Genomic DNA, 15,968 nt, shown 5'->3' on the forward strand with positions numbered 1-15,968 from the left:
GGCATTACACTGTGACAGATGACGCCCATTCGTCACAACCATGCGGACCGCAGCAACTCGGACCGCGGCCACTCCGACCGCAGCCGCACCGAGGCAGATCCTGTGCTGGACGCGGTACGCGACTGCGTGCTCGCCGTCGGCGTACGGCGCACCACCCTCACGGACGTCGCCCGGCGCGCGGGCGTGTCCCGGATGACGCTGTACCGGCGATGGCCCGACGTCCGCAGCCTCGTCGGCGACCTGATGACCCGTGAGTGGATCGCCGTCGCCGCCGACGCCATGCCCGCCGCCGACGACAGCAGACCCGTCCGGTCGCGGATCGTGGACGGGCTCGTCGCGGGCGCCGCCGCGTTCCGAGACCACCCGCTCTTCCACAAGATCCTCGACGTGGACCCCGAACTGCTGCTGCCCTACATCCTCGACCGCCGGGGCGCCAGCCAGGAGGCGTTCCTCCGCCTCCTCGTAACCGCGCTCGGCGAAGGCCACGAGGACGGATCCGTGCGGCGCGGCCACGCGGACCTGCAGGCCCGGTCCCTGCTGCTCGTCGTGCAGTCCTTCACCCTCTCGCTGCGCACCATGACCGACGAGACCGATCCCGAACTGAGCGCAGACGCCTTCCTCGACGAGCTGCGCACCCTGCTGGAGAGGACCCTCACCCCATGAGCCCCGTGAACCCCCAGAGCAGCCCCACCCCGCCCGGCTCCTCGCTCAACGCCGAGCGCCGGAGCCGCGAACTCGCCGAACTCGCCGAAGGCACCGAGGTCGACGTCCTGGTCGTCGGCCTCGGTGCCACGGGAGCCGGAGCCGCGCTCGACGCGGCCACGCGAGGGCTCACCGTCGCCGCGATCGACGCCCACGACCTCGCGTTCGGCACATCTCGCTGGAGCTCCAAGCTGATCCACGGCGGACTGCGCTACCTCGCCACCGGACAGCTCGACGTCGCCCACGAGAGCGCCGTCGAACGCGGCATCCTGATGGAACGGACCGCTCCCCACCTGGTCCGCGCCCAGCCCTTCGTCCTGCCCCTCACCCCGCTCGTCAGCCGCGGCCAGGCCGCCCTCGCCCGCGCCGGCTTCATCGCCGGCGACCTGCTGCGGGCCTCCGCCCGTACGTCACGCGTCACCCTCCCCGCCCCACGCACCCTGTCCGCCGTCGAGACGCGTCACCTCGCCCCGGCCCTGCGCACCACGGGGCTGCGCGGCGGGCTGCTCTCCTGGGACGGCCAACTCACCGACGACGCCCGGCTGGTCACCGCGATCGCCCGTACCGCGGCCGCGCACGGCGCCCGCATCCTCACCCGTACCCGCGCCCTCGAACTCACCGGCGACGGCGCACTGGTCCGCGACGAGACGACCGGACAGGAGCTGCGCATCCGCGCCCGGGCCGTCGTCAACGCGGCCGGGGTGTGGGCGGGCGGCCTCGTCGACGACGTACGGCTGCGGCCCTCCCGCGGCACTCACCTCGTCCTGCGCGACGTCGACCTCGGCCGCCTCTCCGCCGGCTTGCACATCCCGATCCCGGGCGAGACCAACCGCTTCGTCCTCGTCCTCCCGCAGGGCGACGGCCGGGTGTACGTCGGACTCACCGACGAACCTGTCGAGGGCGACATCCCCGACGTGCCGGAAGTCCCCGAGACCGACATCGGCTTCCTCCTCGACGTCCTCGGCTCGGCCCTCGACGTCACCCTCCGCCGCGCGGACGTGGTCGGGGCCTTCGCAGGCCTGCGGCCCCTCCTCGACACCAGCGGGTCGGGAGGCCGCACCGCCGACATCTCGCGCAAGCACGCCGTCCTCGCCTCCTCCGACGGCATCATCACCGTCGTCGGAGGCAAACTCACCACCTACCGGCGCATGGCCCAGGACGCCGTCGACGCCGCCGTGGCAGCCCGGACCCTCATCGCCGGCCCGTGCCGCACCGCCTCCGTGCCCCTCGTCGGCGCCGCCCGGCCACAGGCCCTCGCCAACCTCGACGTCCCGGCTCGCCTCGTGCGCCGCTACGGCACCGAAGCACCGGCCGTGCACGACCTCGGCGTCAGGAACCCGGACCTCGCCGAGCCCGTCGTCCCCGGCCACCCAGTCACCTGCGCCGAACTGCTCTGGGCCGTCCGCCATGAAGGCGCACTGGACACGTCCGACCTCCTCGACCGCCGCACCCGCATCGGCCTCGTCGCGAAGGACCGCGACACGGCCGAGCGGGCGGCCCTGGGCGTGCTCACGCAGACGGCCTGACCCGGCGGAGCCGGTCTCGGGGCCCGGACCGGTGGAGCCGGTCCGGGTGCCCGGCCGGGCGGTCCGGCTCCGAGATCGGGCACCGGCTGCCTGGCCCGTGATCGGACCGCGTGGGAGGCCCCGCGGCCAGGCAGCGCCGTCTGACCCGAAGGTGTCGCCGGCCGCACCCTCCCGGACTGTCCCGTACCTGGGGGCACGCCCCGCCCCGGCATCGTCGCGCCCCTATGGGGTAGGCGGGCGGTACGCACAGCCCGAAGGAGGAACCATGTCCGGATTCATCACGCGTATCAAGCAGTTCACCCGTACCCCGCAGGGACAGCGGGTCATCACCTCGGCCCGGCGCGCCGCCACCGACCCCCGCAAGCGCGCCCAGGTGCGCTCGCTGCTCGATCGGTTGCGTGGGCGCCGATGACGAGGCGGCCGGCACGGTCAGGCGTGAACTGACAGGGAAGCCTCGCGTGGCGGGACGCGCGACCACTCCCCCAACCCCACTCCGTCACCCACGTAGGCGCCTTTCCCATGCCCGCGCGAACAGCGTGGGCAAGGGGGCCGACGGCACAGCCGCCATGTGTGACGTCGATCGGTGGTCCCTCGCCAGCGGCAGCAGACCGAGCTTAGCCACCTCGATCGGGAGGCGGGGCGGCTTGCGTTCCTGCCAGGCGCCCGGCAGGAAGAGGGAGCGACCCGCTCGCGGCCTGGCGGCGCGCAGCACCCGGCCCGACGCGCCCAGTTCGGCCTCGGCCTCCTTGAATCGGGCGGGCTTCCACCCTGTCCACGCCTTGACGTTGCGGTCCGTCGGGTCCGGCAGGGCGAGCAGCATCAGATAGAGCGCGGCGGCGTCCTCGCTCAGTCCGAAGGCCTTGGCGCACTCCTCGACGAGATGCGGTACGGAGCGCGTGGGGTCCTGCTCCCAGCCCGAGGGCCGCTCGCCGTCGGAGGCAAGGTGCTTGCCGAGCGCGACGAAGTCGTCGCTCAGCAGCAGCCTCAGGTCGGCGAGGGCGGGCAGCCCGGAGGGGCTGGGCAGCCACTGGGAGGGCCGTACGGAGTCGAGGTAGGCGTCCAGGGTGTCCAGCAGCGGATCGTCCGGCCCCTTCAGCGCGGCGGGGTCCACGCGCAGATGACGCATGGCGAACGTCGTGTCAGCCACCTCCGTGACCGCCGGATGAGCGGTGAGCGCCTCGGTGGAAGGAGGCTCTCCCATCAGGTAGTTGCTCTGCAGTGAGAAGAGGGTGAGCGGGCCGGGATCCGCGGCCAGGTCCTCGCGAATCCTGGAGATCGCCGCGGCGACCGCGGAGCGCAGCGGATCGCCGGCCGGGGTGCGGTAGGCGGTCCAGGCGGCGATCCTCGGCAGGGCCAGCGGCTGCGGTTCACCTACCAGGCCTGCCCGGTGGTGGTCGAGACAGTGCGCCCCGGTGGCGAGGGTCCCCAGGAGAGAGGGAAGCCGCAGGTGGGGCCACGAGCGCTCGCCCGAGCCCTCCGACGGGGCGAGGGCCGCCTCGCCCTTGGGAGGGTGCATCTCCTTGGTTGCGAGAGGCAGCAGTGCGGTGGGAACGGGCAGGGGGCTGCCCAGCTCCTGCAGCCACCACTCGGCGGCGCGGTCCACGTCGGGGCCCGTACTCCACAGCTGCTCGGGATCGTCGGGGAGGAGCTTGTCGTAGAACGTCGTGAAGAACCGGGAGCCGAGCACGGACGTGAGGGCGGCGGCAGCCTCGTCCGCCTCGCTGCGTCGGATCTTCCATGCCTCCAGGTCGGCGGAGGGGTGATGGGAGAGGTAGTCGTCCTCCTGTTCCAACTGGTGCGGCGCGCAGGAGACGTGTGCCATCAGCAGCACGGTGGCTTCCACCGGCGAGAGGCCCAACCGCTCGGCGAGGGCTGCGGCGAGCTCCGGACGAGCCGGTGCCGGGCCGCGCTCGCGGTACAGCGCGACGAAACGCGCGAACCAGTCGGCCGGGCGCGCCGGCTCGAGAACGTGGGCACTCGTGAGCTTCACTCCTGCGGCTGCCAGGGGGCCGTCCTCGGCGAAGGAGCCGTCGGGGGCGTACTCCCACAGCATCCGGTGGGGCTCGGTCCCTCGGCTGACCAGTACGACGGCGACGGACGTCGCCGTCCGGAAGACCTGCCCCTGGGTTGGGGCATAGGCGCCGGTGCGGTCCTCGGGCGCCTCGCAGTAAACGATCCGCCAGCGACCCGGTTCGCCGGCGGCGACGGGATGGGTCGTGTACGTCATCAGCGACTGGCCCGCCCGGCCGCCCGGCCTGGAGGAGACGGCGCACAGGGCGAGTGGCGCGGCGTTGGCGTGCGCCCGGTGGAACACGTCGTGGCGGACTGAGATGTCGAACCTGGTGCTGGGCTGCGCGAGGTCACCCTCCCAGACGGCGGTGTCCCGCTCCGCGAACCGCATCATCTGGCGGGCCATCTGGATGTAGGGCGCTTCCCTCCCCGCCTCGGGGGTCGGCTTCGCGTCGTCCCCATCGGGGGTGAGGCGGCGGACGAGCCGCTCAAGGCCGGCACGGCAGTTGACGGCCATCACCACGGAGCGTGCGGCCAGACTGTTCATCGGTTCGCCCAGCTGCGGCAGCGTTTCCAGGATCGGTCCGCGATTGGGGCCCCGGACGCCCTCCCGCTCGACGCCGTAGGGCTGGAGTCTGCCCAGCGCCTCCTCCACCTGCGCCCGCGAGACGGTGTCGGGGAGCTCGGCCATCAGCAGCGTCATGACATCCACGGCCGCGAACTCCGCGGCAGCGTCCGCGTTCTTGAGGAGCAGGTCCACTGCCACGCCCACGTGTACGAAGCGGCCGAGCAGCAGGACCAGCTCCTCGAAGTCGACCCCCGCGCGCAGCTTCGCCCGCTCGCGGTCGCACCAGGCACGGATCTCCTCGTGCCCGATCGGGTTGTCGAACAGCTCGGGGATGTGCTGCCAGCCCTTTGTCTCATGAGGCTGATACCAGCTGTTGGGCCCCAGGTCCTTGGTGGTCATCTCCAGATCGGCGCGCACCCGTGCCCGCAGCTCGCGGGCGAAGCGCTCGTCCGCCTGCAGATGCTCCAGCTTCGGCCGGCGGCCGAGCAGGAGGGTGTACAGCTGCGACGGGCCGAGGAGTTCCGGTGGGTCTGCGACAGGCGCGCCGTGCTCCAGCAGGAGGTCGATCAGGTCAAGAGGCGTCTTTGCGTCGCTTCGGTCACCGAAGTGCCGGTAACGGAACTTCACGGGAACACCATCGGCCGCCAGCCGCGGCGCGATCATCTCGGCGATCTCGTACATGACGGGCGAGGGGCCGTGGTGGTGGCTGTTCCCCCGGACACACTCGGAGAACCAGACCGCGGCCGCACCCGCGGGGAGACCCTCGGCCTCACCGGCCAGCTGCGCCAGCGCGCCGGTGCGCTCCAGCAGCGCCCGCCACAGGGTGGGGTCTTCTCCGAAGTGACGCGGACGCAGCTTCAGCACCCGGTCGACCGCTGTGGGGGCATGGTCGCCCAGGAGGTCCATGGCCGTGCCCTTGAGGCAGTCGGTCCAGAACTTGTCGTCGCGCAGCGACACACCGTCTGCGTCGAGTATCTCGCCGAGCAGTGTGGCCAGTTCACGCTCGGGGTCGAGGCCGGCGGCCTTGGCGATCTTGCGTACGTCGGCGGCCAGTTGCGGATACACCTCCGACGACGCCTGGATGCGGCGGATCGCCACCAGGCGGAAGCGGGCGAGGTCCGCCTCGGTCGCCACTCCCTTGACGGCCAGCTCGCGGGCCCAGGCACGCAGGACCGTGGCGGAGAGGGTCTGGCCGTCGGCGTACGCGAGGTAGCGGCCCAGCAGCCATTCCTTGTCGACCTTGCGGGCCTGCACGCGCTCGGCGGTGCGGGCCCGCCCGAACCAGGCGGCGGCTGCCGGCTTCTCGCGCAGCCGCAGGGCCAGGTCGGCCATCTCGTCGAGAAGGGTGATGAACAGCGCGGGAGCCGATTCCTCGAGCCCCTGGAGTTCACTGTCGACATCAAACTTGTAGACGAGACTCCACTGGTGAGTGCGTCCCTGCAGGCTGAGGAGCTTGTGGGTCACCAGCTCCTCGAGGCCTGGGTGGGCGGCGATGATCCGCTCGGGGAAGGGGAGCTCGCCGCCGGAGAGGTCCGGAATGCCGGTGGAGAAGCATCCTTCCGGCTCCCAGTGCTCCTCGCGCATCAAACGGTCGCGGTGCGGAATGAGTTGCTCGGGAAGCAGTTGCGTCAGTGTGAGCCCGTCGAACCCGACATACGTACGGGCCCACAGGCCGCCGTCGCCCAGCTCGTCGCCGAGGTCGACATCCTCCGTCTCCAGCGCCTCCCGCCACAGCGGATCGGCATCGGCCAGTGCACGTGGCACGGCGGCCCCGGCCAGCGCCCACTCACGAGCCTGCCGGCGGCACACCTCACGCTGCTTCCTCAGATGCCTCCGTGCCTCGAACTGCGCATCCAGCCCTGGTGCGCCCGCGATGGGGGCGGGGAAGCTCTTCAGTCTCCGCCCCTGCGGATTGCGGTAGACGATCTCCAGATCGTCCGTCAGTTCTGCGGTGTAGCCGTTCTTTTCGACACGCGTGCCCATGCGTCGGTCTCCCCGTGGTGCTGATCGATGGCTACTACGTTACGGGGCGTCACTGACATCGCCGCTCGCACCTCACGCGCTTCCGGACCTCCGTCCGCTCCGCTCCCCCGCCCCTTCAGGCCGAGAACGGCGGCGAGGAGCAGCGCGACCAAGGCGGTGCCGGTGGTGCCCCGCCAGCCGAAGGTGTCGAGCACGGGAGCGGCGAGGCCGGTGCCGATGGCGCCGATCGTGAAGTAGAGGACGAGATAGACGCTGCTGAGGCTGCCGGAGCGTTGGGGGTCGAGGGCGATGATGCGGCTCTGGTTCGCGGCCTGGGCGGCGAAGCAGCCGGCGTCGAAGAGTGCGAGTCCGGCCGCCACGACCGGCGGGGAGTTCAGGCCTGTGGCCAGCAGGGCGGCACCGGCCGCGGCAGCGAGCACCGCGGTGGTGATCACGGCGTGGGCGCCGTACCGGTCGACGAGGCGTCCGGTCACGGGGAGTACGGCGAAGCCGAGGAGTCCGGCGAGGCTGTACAGGCCGATGGCGGTCGGGGCGAGGGAGTGGGGCGGCTGAGCCAGCGCGAGGCCGAGGGCGACCCAGGTGAGGTTGAAGGCGAAGTACCAGAGCCCGCCGGTGGCCACCGCGGAGCGCAGCTGCGGGTGTTGGCGCAGGAGCGGGGGAAGCGAAACGAGGGTGGCGCGGTAGCCGAGGCGGGAGTGCGGGCGCTGCCCGGGCAGAAGTGCGGCGGCAACGATCGCCCCGAGCAGAGCGAGGGCGGCGAAGACGAGCAGCATCCGCCGCCACCCGAGGAGGTCGGTGAGCGTGCCGCCCACCATGCGGCTGAGCAGGATGCCGGCCGACATGCCGGCGGCCACGGTGGCGACGCTCCTTCCGCTGCGCCCGGGCGGGGCGTGGCGGCCGGCGATGCTGCCGGCCTGGGCCGCGACGCCGGCCGCCACGCCGATGACCAGGTAGGCGGCCAGGAGCACGGTGGCGCCGGGCGCGGTTGCGGCGAGGGCGAGGGCGGCGGCCAGGGCGGTGAGCTGCGCGGCGACGAGCCGGTTGGGGGCGAGGTGATCGGTGAGTGGGAGGAGGAGGGCGAAGCCGGCCATGCAGCCGGCGAGTGCGGCGGTCGGTACGAGACCGATCACGGTGAGGGGGACGTCCAGGTCGGCGGCGACGGTGGCGAGCGCGGGCTGGAGGGCGTAGTTGTTGGCGATCGCCGTTCCGGCTATGGCGGCCAGGAGGAATGTGCCGCCTCGGGGAAGGGGGCGCATCACGGCTGTGGGCCGCGGGTGAGGACGACGGCGTAGCGGCATTCGGTGCCGGTGGTGTTGGCGAAGACGCGCGGGGTGGGTTCGCCGAGTTCGATGGTGTCGCCCGCTTCGAGTTCGTGGACCGAGTCGCCGTCGTGGAAGGTCAGGTGGCCGTCGAGGACCCAGACCACCTGTCGTACGAAGGCGAAGGCTGCGGCCGGGTAGGGCACGCGGGCTCCGGGAGGCAGGTGGATCTCGGCGATCTCCGCCGGGAAGTGGGGGCTGGTGACCTGGCGGCGCCGGTATCCGGTGGCCGGGTCGCGCCACTCGGCCGCCTCGTCCCGTCGGCGCAGTCCGACGACTTCGCCCATGTCGTCCTGCGTTCCCTCGGCGAGGGCGAGCAAGGAGGAGACGCTGAGCTGGAAGGCGGCGGACAGCTTGCCCAGCACGACGGCGGTGGGGCTGCTCTCGCCGCGCTCGATCCTGCTGATCATCGCCTGGGAGACCCCGGAGGCCTCCGCGAGCTGGGCCAGGGTCCACCGGCGGCGCTCCCGCTCGGTACGGACGCGGTCCGCGATCTGCGCCACCAGGGGGTCTACTATGTTGGACATGAATCCAATATACGAGAGAACCGAGGTCGTGGCGGTGCGCCGGGCACGCCCCGACGACGCGGAGGCCATCCGGGCGATACGTAACCACGCGATCGAGCACTCGACGGCCCTGTGGACCCACACCCCGCAGTCCCCCAGCGAGGGTGCCGCCTGGCTGCACACCCACATGGAGCGCGGCTCTGCGTTCGCCGCCGAGGTGGAGGGCGAGGTGGCCGGCTTCGCGGTCTACGGACCGTGGCGGGATCTCGACGGGTTCCGCCACACGGTGGAGGACTCGGTCTACGTCCGCGAGGACCGGCACGGGCTCGGCGTCGGCTCCGCGTTGCTGGCTGCCCTCATCGCCTCGGCGCGCCATGCGGGCCACCATGTGGTGATCGCCGACATCGAGGCCGAGAACACCGCGTCGATCCGACTGCACGAACGGTTCGGCTTCGACCACGTCTGTACGGTTCCGGAGGTCGGCACCAAGTTCGGCCGATGGCTCGACCTCACCATCATGCGGCTCCCCCTGACCTGAGCCGCCGCGACGTGAAAGACCGCATCGACTGGCCGCGGCCCCTTCGGTCAGGACACGGCGACCACTCTCCGCTCATGAGGGCGCAGAGCAACTGCTGTTCCGCCGTCCGATGGCTGATGTCGAAGGCACCGACGTCGATCCGGTCGGCCGAAGGAGATGGCTTCCCGCTCTCAGGACGATTCTCTGTAGTGAGTCGCCATCGCGGAGGCGCGGTCGTGCAGGGAGCTCCTCAACGACGTCGGGGCCAGGGCTTCCGCGTCCGTGCCGAGCTGCCACAGCGCCCATTCGGCGTGTCGTGAATCCTGGAAGGTCACCTCCAGCCGCAGCCATCCGCCCTCTTCGGGTTCTTCGGCGCGGACGGCCAGCGCGGTGTCCAGCAGGTCCTCCCGGCACGCCGGGTTCACCCGTACCAGCACGGTGAGGTGGCCATCGGAGAGAAACCGCGCGGAACGTTCCCGCCAGATCCGGTCCAGATCGACCCGGTTCGGTCGCTGTGCCGCTTCGGGGAGTTCCTCGGCGGCCAATACCCGTGACAGCCGGTAGGTGCGGTCCGCGCCGGATCTCGTGGCCAGCAGGTAGCCCCGGTCTCGTACGGTGACCAGGCCGATCGGGTCGACCGTGCGCCACTGTGGCGTCTGGCCCGTGGCCGCGTAGTGGATGCGCAGTTTGTGTCCCGCGAGCACCGCGCGCCGGACCTCGATCATCGTCGTGTCGGGCACCTCGTCGGCAACCAGCCGGCGTGAGAGCAGGTCGGTCTCCGGCTCGACGAGAAATCGCTGGACCCCGTCGCTCGCGACGGCCCGGTGACTTTCGGGCAGCGCGTCGACCACCTTCCGCATCGCCGAAGCGAGCGCCGAGCTGAGGCCGAACACCTGCTCGCCGCGCGCCGCACCTGCGGTCAGCAAGGCAAGGGCCTCGTCGTGGTTCAGTCCGGTGAGCTCGGTCCTGAATCCGGGCAACAAGCCGAAGCCGCCGTGCCGCCCGCGTTCGGCGTAGACCGGAACGCCGGCCGCGGACAGCGCCTCGATGTCGCGCAGCACGGTGCGGGTGGACACCTCCAGCTCGCGGGCCAATGTGTCCGCGGTCATCCGACCGTGCCGGCGCAGCAGTAGCACCAGTGAAACCAGGCGGTCGGCGCGCATGCGAGGACTCTAACGAAATACATGACCAAGGGTGTCGTGATTTGTTGGGAGGCTCGCTCACACGACGTCGAAGCCGGCGGTTGCCGAGCCGATGGACGTCCGTACTCCCCAATGAACCGAATGGAGCTGATGTGGCGATGGAGCGAACGGCGATCAACCCGGTGGCGTGGTCGGTGGAGATGGGGTTCAACCAGGGTGAGGTCGTCTCCGGCCACACACGGACCCTGTACATCTCGGGCCAGACGGCGATGAGCGGCGACGGCAAGCCTCAGCATGACGGTGACATGGAGGCGCAGCTGGCGTTGAGCATCGACAACCTGGAGGCCGTGCTCGGCGAGGCCGGCATGTCTCTCGCGAGCCTCGTCCGGCTCAACGTCTACACGACCGACGTCGATCTGCTCTTCCAGCACTACGGCGGGCTGGCTGCGCGGTTGGGCGCCGCCGGGGTGGCGCCGGCCACCACGATGCTCGGGGTGACCCGACTGGCGATCCCCGGCCAGATGGTCGAGCTCGAGGGGACCGCCGTCGCATGATGTGACGGCACCCCCTTCGCAGCAGGCGGGTGAGTGATATCCGCCGCTCAGGGTGGTGACGACCGTCGTCCGTGCCATCGACGGCGAGCCGTTCCCGCAACGGCTGTGACACGCAGACGTCCGCCTGCTGCTCGACGTACACCAGCGCCCTCGGAATCCGCGGAGCCGAGTACGTGTGCGCGAGCAGCCAGGTGGCGGCGACGGCAGCCACCGCGGGCGCCGGGCTGGTGCGGGAAAACCTGGGGTCGGCAGCGGCTACGAGGCGTAGCGCGAGCGGCCCCACACATGGGTGGTCAGCATCTGGCCGAGCGCCAGGGTGCTGAGGCCGAACATCAGGACACCCAGGGGGACATGGAGCGAGGGCATGTGCGCGATGCCCAGGACGACCTGCACCGAGGCGAGGACGAGGAAGCCGGTCGCGTACAGGATGGGGCGGGGCGGGCCGCCGCCCGGCCGCCAGGCGAGGACCGCGGCAAGCACGTAGAGCATGGACGCGCCGTACATCACGCGCGATCCGACGTCGTGCAGCAGCGCGCCGTGGGACGAGGTCAGCAGCATGCCGGCGGTGGCTGCTTGAAAGAAGAGCGTCAAGGTCTGCAGGGCGATCGCGACATTGAGGAAGGTGACGCCGCGCGGCTTGGTCGTCGCCTGTCTGGCCATGGTGTGGTCCCTCTCGTTCGGCATGTGGCAGGGATGGGTGGCGTCTCGGCAATCCGGTGTGTTCATCGCAGCGTCAGCGGGGTCTCGGTCCCGACGCGGGTGAGCTTCTCGGGGTTCCGGACGTAGTAGAGGCCGGTGATGCGGGTGTCCTCCACGTGGAGGGCCATGACGCCGTCGAGTTCGCCGTCGAGGCGTACGACGAGTGCGGGGCTGCCGTTGAGCACGGTGCGTTCGCAGGTGATGGCGCCTCGGGGCTTGGCGGTGCCGCCGAAGTAGAAGCGGACCACCGTCTCGGCGCCGATGATGGGCCTGAGCGCGGCCCGCTTGACGCCGCCACCGTCGCTGAGCAGGACGATCTCGGGCGCGAGCACGTCGAGGAGTTCCTGCGGGTTCCCGGTTTCGATGGCTCGCTGGAACGACTCCACGGCGGCCCTGGTCAGGCTTGCGGACGCCGCCTTGCGGGGGCGGCGGGCGTCGACGTGCCTGCGGGCACGGTGGGCGATCTGACGGACGGCGGCGGGGGTCTTGTCGACGGCCTCGGCTATCTCGTCGTAGCCGACGTCGAAGACCTCGCGCAGCACGAACACCGCCCGCTCGGTCGGCGAGAGCGTCTCGAGGACGAGCAGCATCGCCATCGACATGCTCTCGGCGAGCTCGACGTCCTCGGCCACGTCCGGCGCGGTCAGCAGCGGCTCGGGCAGCCACTGGCCGACGTATGCCTCCCTGCGACGCTGCATGGTGCGCAGGCGGTTGAGCGCCTGCCGCGTCGTGATCCGGACCAGGTACGCCCGCTGGTCGCGCACCGGCCTCAGGTCGGCCTTGACCCACCGAAGCCAGGTCTCCTGGAGGACGTCCTCGGCGTCGGCCGCCGACCCGAGCATCTCGTAGGCGACGGTGAAGAGCAGGTTGCGGTGGGCCACGAACGTGTCGGTCGCGGGGTCGGTGGCGTGGTCGGTCATGTCTCGTTCTCTTCCTGTCGAATGACTGGTCAGGCTGCCAGTTCCGCGGTGCCCGACGTCACGGCCACGTCGTCGCGCTGCGCCGGGCGCTCGGCCCACCTGACCCTGGCATTTCCACTGCCGCGCACGACACGATCGGTGGTCTCGGTCATGGCATCTCCTCCGTCTCATCGGCTGCGACATCAAGACACCGCGCGATCAACGGCTGTGACAGCGTGTGAGGCGGATCACTCCCTAGGGCCGGCTCCGCCGTCGGAGGAGCACAGAACCCGGGCCGTCCGCGCAGTTCGAGCCGGGCCTGGAAACGATCCCGGCGCCCGGACGAAGCCCTCGCCCCAGCTACCCGCCGAAGCAGCGGGTAGGTCTGACGCGGACGGCGTAAGAGCGTACGTGCGGTCTGCGCAGTGCGCGTGGCCGCCCGGGCGGGACCGACCGGACGGGACGCCGTGCCGCCGTGGCGGCGGCGAGTTCGGCCGTAGCTCGGGCGGTAAGATCGGCAATCTATCCGTAATAAGCGGATGAGTGACGAGCGTGCGCCTTATTCGATTATTCGTCATTTCATATGCCAATAGGCGTCGCTCGCGTCGCCACAGGACACAACTCGCGACGCTCATTGGCAGTTCTCATGCTGGATTCACATGACCTCGTAAAGTTCATTGAGTTTGGGCGGGTTTCATGACTTTGGGAAAAGGTTCCACGATGGGGGTTCGGGAAGCCTGCCGGGCCGAGGGGCACGGCGAGGTGACCGTTACGCGCCATCGATGGGGCGGCTTCCGATGTGAGTCGCGGTTCGTCCGCGGCCGTTCGGCGCGCATCGGGACGCTGGTCCTGGTCGGCGGCGCGTTCCAGACGAAGGAGAGTTGGGGCCGCCTGGAGCGCGAGCTGTTGGAGTTCGCCGACGTACTGACCGTCGACCTGCCCGGCTGGGGAGCCAGCCCCGTCCTGCCCGAGCACTATGGATCCGACTTCCTCGCGGACGCCTTGGGTCACATGCTCGATGACCTCGGACTGAACTCGGTGAATCTCCTCGGCGGGTCCTACGGCAGCGCGGTCGCCTACCGGCTCGCGCAGAAGCGTCCCGGTCTCGTCGCGAAGTTGGTGCTCATCGGCACCATGACGCACATCCCGGAGCAGGCACAAGGCCCGATTCGACGGAGTGTCGAGCTGCTGAAGGCCGAGCGGATCGAGGAGTTCACCGATGTGACACTCGGCATGCTCATGAACCTCGACACGGTCGATTCCGTGGTGGCGGGGACGCGGGTACGGCGGTTCCTCCGCCGCCGGCTGCAGAACCTGACTCCCCACGACAGGGAGCAGTTCATCGCGAACACGCAGCGCCTGCTCCGGCACGAGGGGCTCGACCTGCACCAGCCACCGCCGATGCCCGTTCTGGTCGCGTCCGGCGAGCACGACAGCTTCACGACGCCCGACCGGTGCCGCGACCTCGCCGCCACCTGCGCCGACAGCCGGCTCGCCGTCGTGTCCGACGCCGACCACATGCTGCCCGTGGAACGACCGGTGGAGCTCGTGGACCTCGGCATGCGGTTCCTCATGGATGAACCGCTGGAGGGCCGTGACTATCTCCGCGCCGTCGAGCGCATCTCGCCCGTGGTCGCCGTGTGATCCATGGGGAGGCCCGCCGGTGGGTATGGGCGCCGTGCCGCGCACATCCGCCGGCTGCAAAACGCCCCGCCGTGCCACATCCGCCCGGCTGAACAGCACCCCGCCGCGCCGGCTTGACCTTGACACGGTGACAAGGTCTTCACTGTGGCCGAGGAGGTGGTCCCGATGACCATGGCGCAACAGGACACGGATACGACGCGAGCCCTCCAGGGGCTGGAGGACGGCCGCTCGTCGGTGCGACTGCGGGCAGCGCTGGCGGTCGGCACGACCCCCGACGCGCGGTTCGTCGACAAACTCATCGAGCGATGCGCGATCGAGCCCGAGTTCTATGTACGCGAGATGCTGACGTGGGCACTCACCCGCCACTCGTCATCGGTGACGGTTCCAGGGCTTCTCCACGAAGTCCGCTCGGAGCGAGCACAGGCACGGAGCCAGGCGTTGCACACGCTGTCCAAGATCGGGGATCGGCAGGCGTGGCCGGCGATCACAGGGGCGCTTCTGTCCGACGCCGACGACGAGGTGGCGCGGAGCGCTTGGCGGGCAGCTGTCGTGCTCGTACCCGAGGAGGAAGAGCCCGAGTTGGCCGGCGTGCTGGCGACTCAGTTCGGGCGCGGCGATCGAGAGACACGGTTGAGCCTGAGCCGGGCGCTGATCGCGCTCGGCGAGGTGATCCTGCCGGCTCTGCGGGCTGCGAGCACGGATCCGGACCCTCGCGTACGTGAGCACGCGATCGCCACGGAGCGGCTTCTGCGCGACCCGGATGCCGGGTTCGAGTTCGCGATCGAGGAGGCGAAGCGCGTCGTGGCGCTCGGCGGGAAGGGCCAGGAGGGGCGGTAGGACGTGTTGATCGGTGATGTGGCACGACGGTCCGGGGTCAGCGCCCGGATGCTCAGGCACTACGAGTCGCTCGGCCTCGTGCGGCCGACGGGCCGTACCGAGGCGGGCTATCGCGAGTACTCGACCGAGGACATCCGGCGCATCTTCCACATCGAGAGCCTGCGCTCCTTGGGGCTGTCGCTGCGTGAGGTCGGCAGTGCGCTGGATGATCCCGGCTTCAAGCCCTCGGCGCTCGTCGACGACCTCATCCGCCAGACGCGCGAACGCATCGCCGCTGAGACGGCGCTGCTCACGCGTCTCCGTCGGATCGGTGCCGCGGAACCCGCCGGCTGGGAGGACGTGCTCCAGATCGTCGCACTCCTCCATGCTCTGGGGTCGGAGAGTGCCGGCAGACGTCAGCGCGCGGCCCTGTCCTCGGTCGAAGGGGTTCCGGTGCCCGTGGAAGTACTGGCCGAGGCGGCGTTGGGCGAGTCGGACCCGAACGTCGCCGGAGCCCTTCGATGGGCTCTGGCGCAATCGGGCGATGGAGGGTTGACGCTGCTGGCGGAAGGCCTTGGCTCGCCGGTGGCCGAGGTGCGGGAGCGTGCTGTCCGGCCCATCGCCGAGATCCCGAGCGATGGGGCGACCGCGCTGTTGCGGGATGCCCTGACGAACTCCGACATCGCGGTCCGCAGATGTGCGGCTGTGGCGCTCGGGGTACGTGGAGTGGCCGACGCGGTTCCGACGCTCATCGACATGGTCGTCGAGGAGACGAATGACGTCGATGCGGCCGATGCACTGAGCGTGCTGGCGCGTGATCCCGGGTTGGCGGACCAGATCACCACCAGGCTCGTCGAGTTCCTCGCCCGCGGCACCAGCGGTCCCTCCGCACGTCGACGGCTGACGCAGGCACTCGCGGACATCCCCGGAATCCCGGCGTCACGTGCCCTTGCGGATCTGTCGCATGACGAAGACCGTGGCGTTGCGCTCACTGCCGCGTACATTCTCACGCTGCGCGATGCCCCATGACGATCCCTGCCCTGTGCCGCTGGTCACCGCACTCGTAGTGCTCTCACGGATGCC

At 70.6% G+C, this 15,968-nt stretch carries 15 protein-coding genes; 8 read left to right on the top strand and 7 right to left on the bottom strand.

Annotated features, from left to right (window positions below):
- Positions 1-18: 18 nt before the first annotated feature.
- From ACZ561_RS37750 to ACZ561_RS37760, 3 genes are all read left to right on the top strand, one after another.
- The gene (locus ACZ561_RS37750; protein ID WP_471004265.1) at positions 19-663 is read left to right on the top strand and encodes a TetR/AcrR family transcriptional regulator; all 645 of its coding nucleotides are present in this window, start codon (positions 19-21) and stop codon (positions 661-663) included.
- Positions 660-2,228, top strand: coding sequence for a glycerol-3-phosphate dehydrogenase/oxidase (locus ACZ561_RS37755; RefSeq protein WP_471004267.1), 1,569 nt, complete (start codon positions 660-662; stop codon positions 2,226-2,228). The genes ACZ561_RS37750 and ACZ561_RS37755 overlap by 4 nt, the downstream gene beginning before the upstream one ends.
- Before the next feature lie 265 nt (positions 2,229-2,493).
- Positions 2,494-2,640 carry a hypothetical protein gene (locus tag ACZ561_RS37760; protein ID WP_471004269.1) on the top strand — a complete coding sequence of 49 codons (147 nt, stop codon included), beginning with the start codon at positions 2,494-2,496 and terminating at the stop codon, positions 2,638-2,640.
- An 84-nt stretch (positions 2,641-2,724) separates the two neighbouring features.
- Here the strand turns inward: ACZ561_RS37760 and ACZ561_RS37765 are convergent, their stop codons facing one another.
- Genes ACZ561_RS37765 through ACZ561_RS37775 form a run of 3 tightly spaced genes read right to left on the bottom strand, consistent with a single transcriptional unit; the run spans position 2,725 to position 8,635 of the window.
- On the bottom strand, positions 2,725-6,789 hold the full coding sequence (locus ACZ561_RS37765) for a hypothetical protein (protein ID WP_471004271.1): 4,065 nt from the start codon (positions 6,787-6,789) through the stop codon (positions 2,725-2,727).
- A complete protein-coding gene (locus ACZ561_RS37770; protein WP_471004273.1) occupies positions 6,747-8,045 on the bottom strand; it encodes an MFS transporter in 1,299 nt (432 codons plus the stop codon). Before ACZ561_RS37770 ends, ACZ561_RS37765 begins: the two co-directional genes overlap by 43 nt.
- Complete coding sequence (locus ACZ561_RS37775; RefSeq protein ID WP_471004275.1) at positions 8,045-8,635, bottom strand: helix-turn-helix domain-containing protein; 591 nt, start codon at positions 8,633-8,635, stop codon at positions 8,045-8,047. Before ACZ561_RS37775 ends, ACZ561_RS37770 begins: the two co-directional genes overlap by 1 nt.
- Here ACZ561_RS37775 and ACZ561_RS37780 point away from each other — a divergent pair.
- Positions 8,634-9,152, top strand: coding sequence for a GNAT family N-acetyltransferase (locus ACZ561_RS37780; RefSeq protein WP_471004277.1), 519 nt, complete (start codon positions 8,634-8,636; stop codon positions 9,150-9,152). The genes ACZ561_RS37775 and ACZ561_RS37780 overlap by 2 nt on opposite strands.
- Before the next feature lie 170 nt (positions 9,153-9,322).
- On the opposite strand, the gene ACZ561_RS37785 is transcribed toward ACZ561_RS37780, so the two are convergent.
- Positions 9,323-10,294 (bottom strand): helix-turn-helix transcriptional regulator, encoded by a 972-nt coding sequence (locus tag ACZ561_RS37785; protein WP_471004279.1) that lies wholly within the window; start codon positions 10,292-10,294, stop codon positions 9,323-9,325.
- A gap of 137 nt (positions 10,295-10,431) precedes the next feature.
- Here ACZ561_RS37785 and ACZ561_RS37790 point away from each other — a divergent pair, with 137 nt between their 5' ends.
- Positions 10,432-10,827: a RidA family protein gene (locus ACZ561_RS37790; RefSeq protein ID WP_471004368.1), complete on the top strand. Its 396-nt coding sequence runs from the start codon at positions 10,432-10,434 to the stop codon at positions 10,825-10,827.
- Positions 10,828-11,082: 255 nt separating this feature from the next.
- Here the strand turns inward: ACZ561_RS37790 and ACZ561_RS37795 are convergent, their stop codons facing one another.
- The 3 genes from ACZ561_RS37795 to ACZ561_RS37805 all read right to left on the bottom strand — a co-directional run bounded on the left by ACZ561_RS37795 (position 11,083) and on the right by ACZ561_RS37805 (position 12,598).
- Positions 11,083-11,487: a hypothetical protein gene (locus ACZ561_RS37795; RefSeq protein WP_471004281.1), complete on the bottom strand. Its 405-nt coding sequence runs from the start codon at positions 11,485-11,487 to the stop codon at positions 11,083-11,085.
- A gap of 62 nt (positions 11,488-11,549) precedes the next feature.
- Positions 11,550-12,446: an RNA polymerase sigma-70 factor gene (locus ACZ561_RS37800; RefSeq protein ID WP_471004283.1), complete on the bottom strand. Its 897-nt coding sequence runs from the start codon at positions 12,444-12,446 to the stop codon at positions 11,550-11,552.
- A 29-nt stretch (positions 12,447-12,475) separates the two neighbouring features.
- Positions 12,476-12,598, bottom strand: coding sequence for a hypothetical protein (locus ACZ561_RS37805; RefSeq protein WP_471004285.1), 123 nt, complete (start codon positions 12,596-12,598; stop codon positions 12,476-12,478).
- A 547-nt stretch (positions 12,599-13,145) separates the two neighbouring features.
- Here ACZ561_RS37805 and ACZ561_RS37810 point away from each other — a divergent pair.
- From ACZ561_RS37810 to ACZ561_RS37820, 3 genes are all read left to right on the top strand, one after another.
- Positions 13,146-14,069, top strand: coding sequence for an alpha/beta fold hydrolase (locus ACZ561_RS37810; protein WP_471004287.1), 924 nt, complete (start codon positions 13,146-13,148; stop codon positions 14,067-14,069).
- A 165-nt stretch (positions 14,070-14,234) separates the two neighbouring features.
- Positions 14,235-14,906, top strand: a complete 672-nt coding sequence (locus tag ACZ561_RS37815; RefSeq protein ID WP_471004289.1) for a HEAT repeat domain-containing protein — start codon at positions 14,235-14,237, stop codon at positions 14,904-14,906.
- Positions 14,907-14,909: 3 nt separating this feature from the next.
- On the top strand, positions 14,910-15,914 hold the full coding sequence (locus ACZ561_RS37820; RefSeq protein ID WP_471004291.1) for a MerR family transcriptional regulator: 1,005 nt from the start codon (positions 14,910-14,912) through the stop codon (positions 15,912-15,914).
- Positions 15,915-15,968 lie beyond the last annotated feature (54 nt).

It is taken from the genome of Streptomyces sp. NPDC039609 (assembly GCF_055596705.1).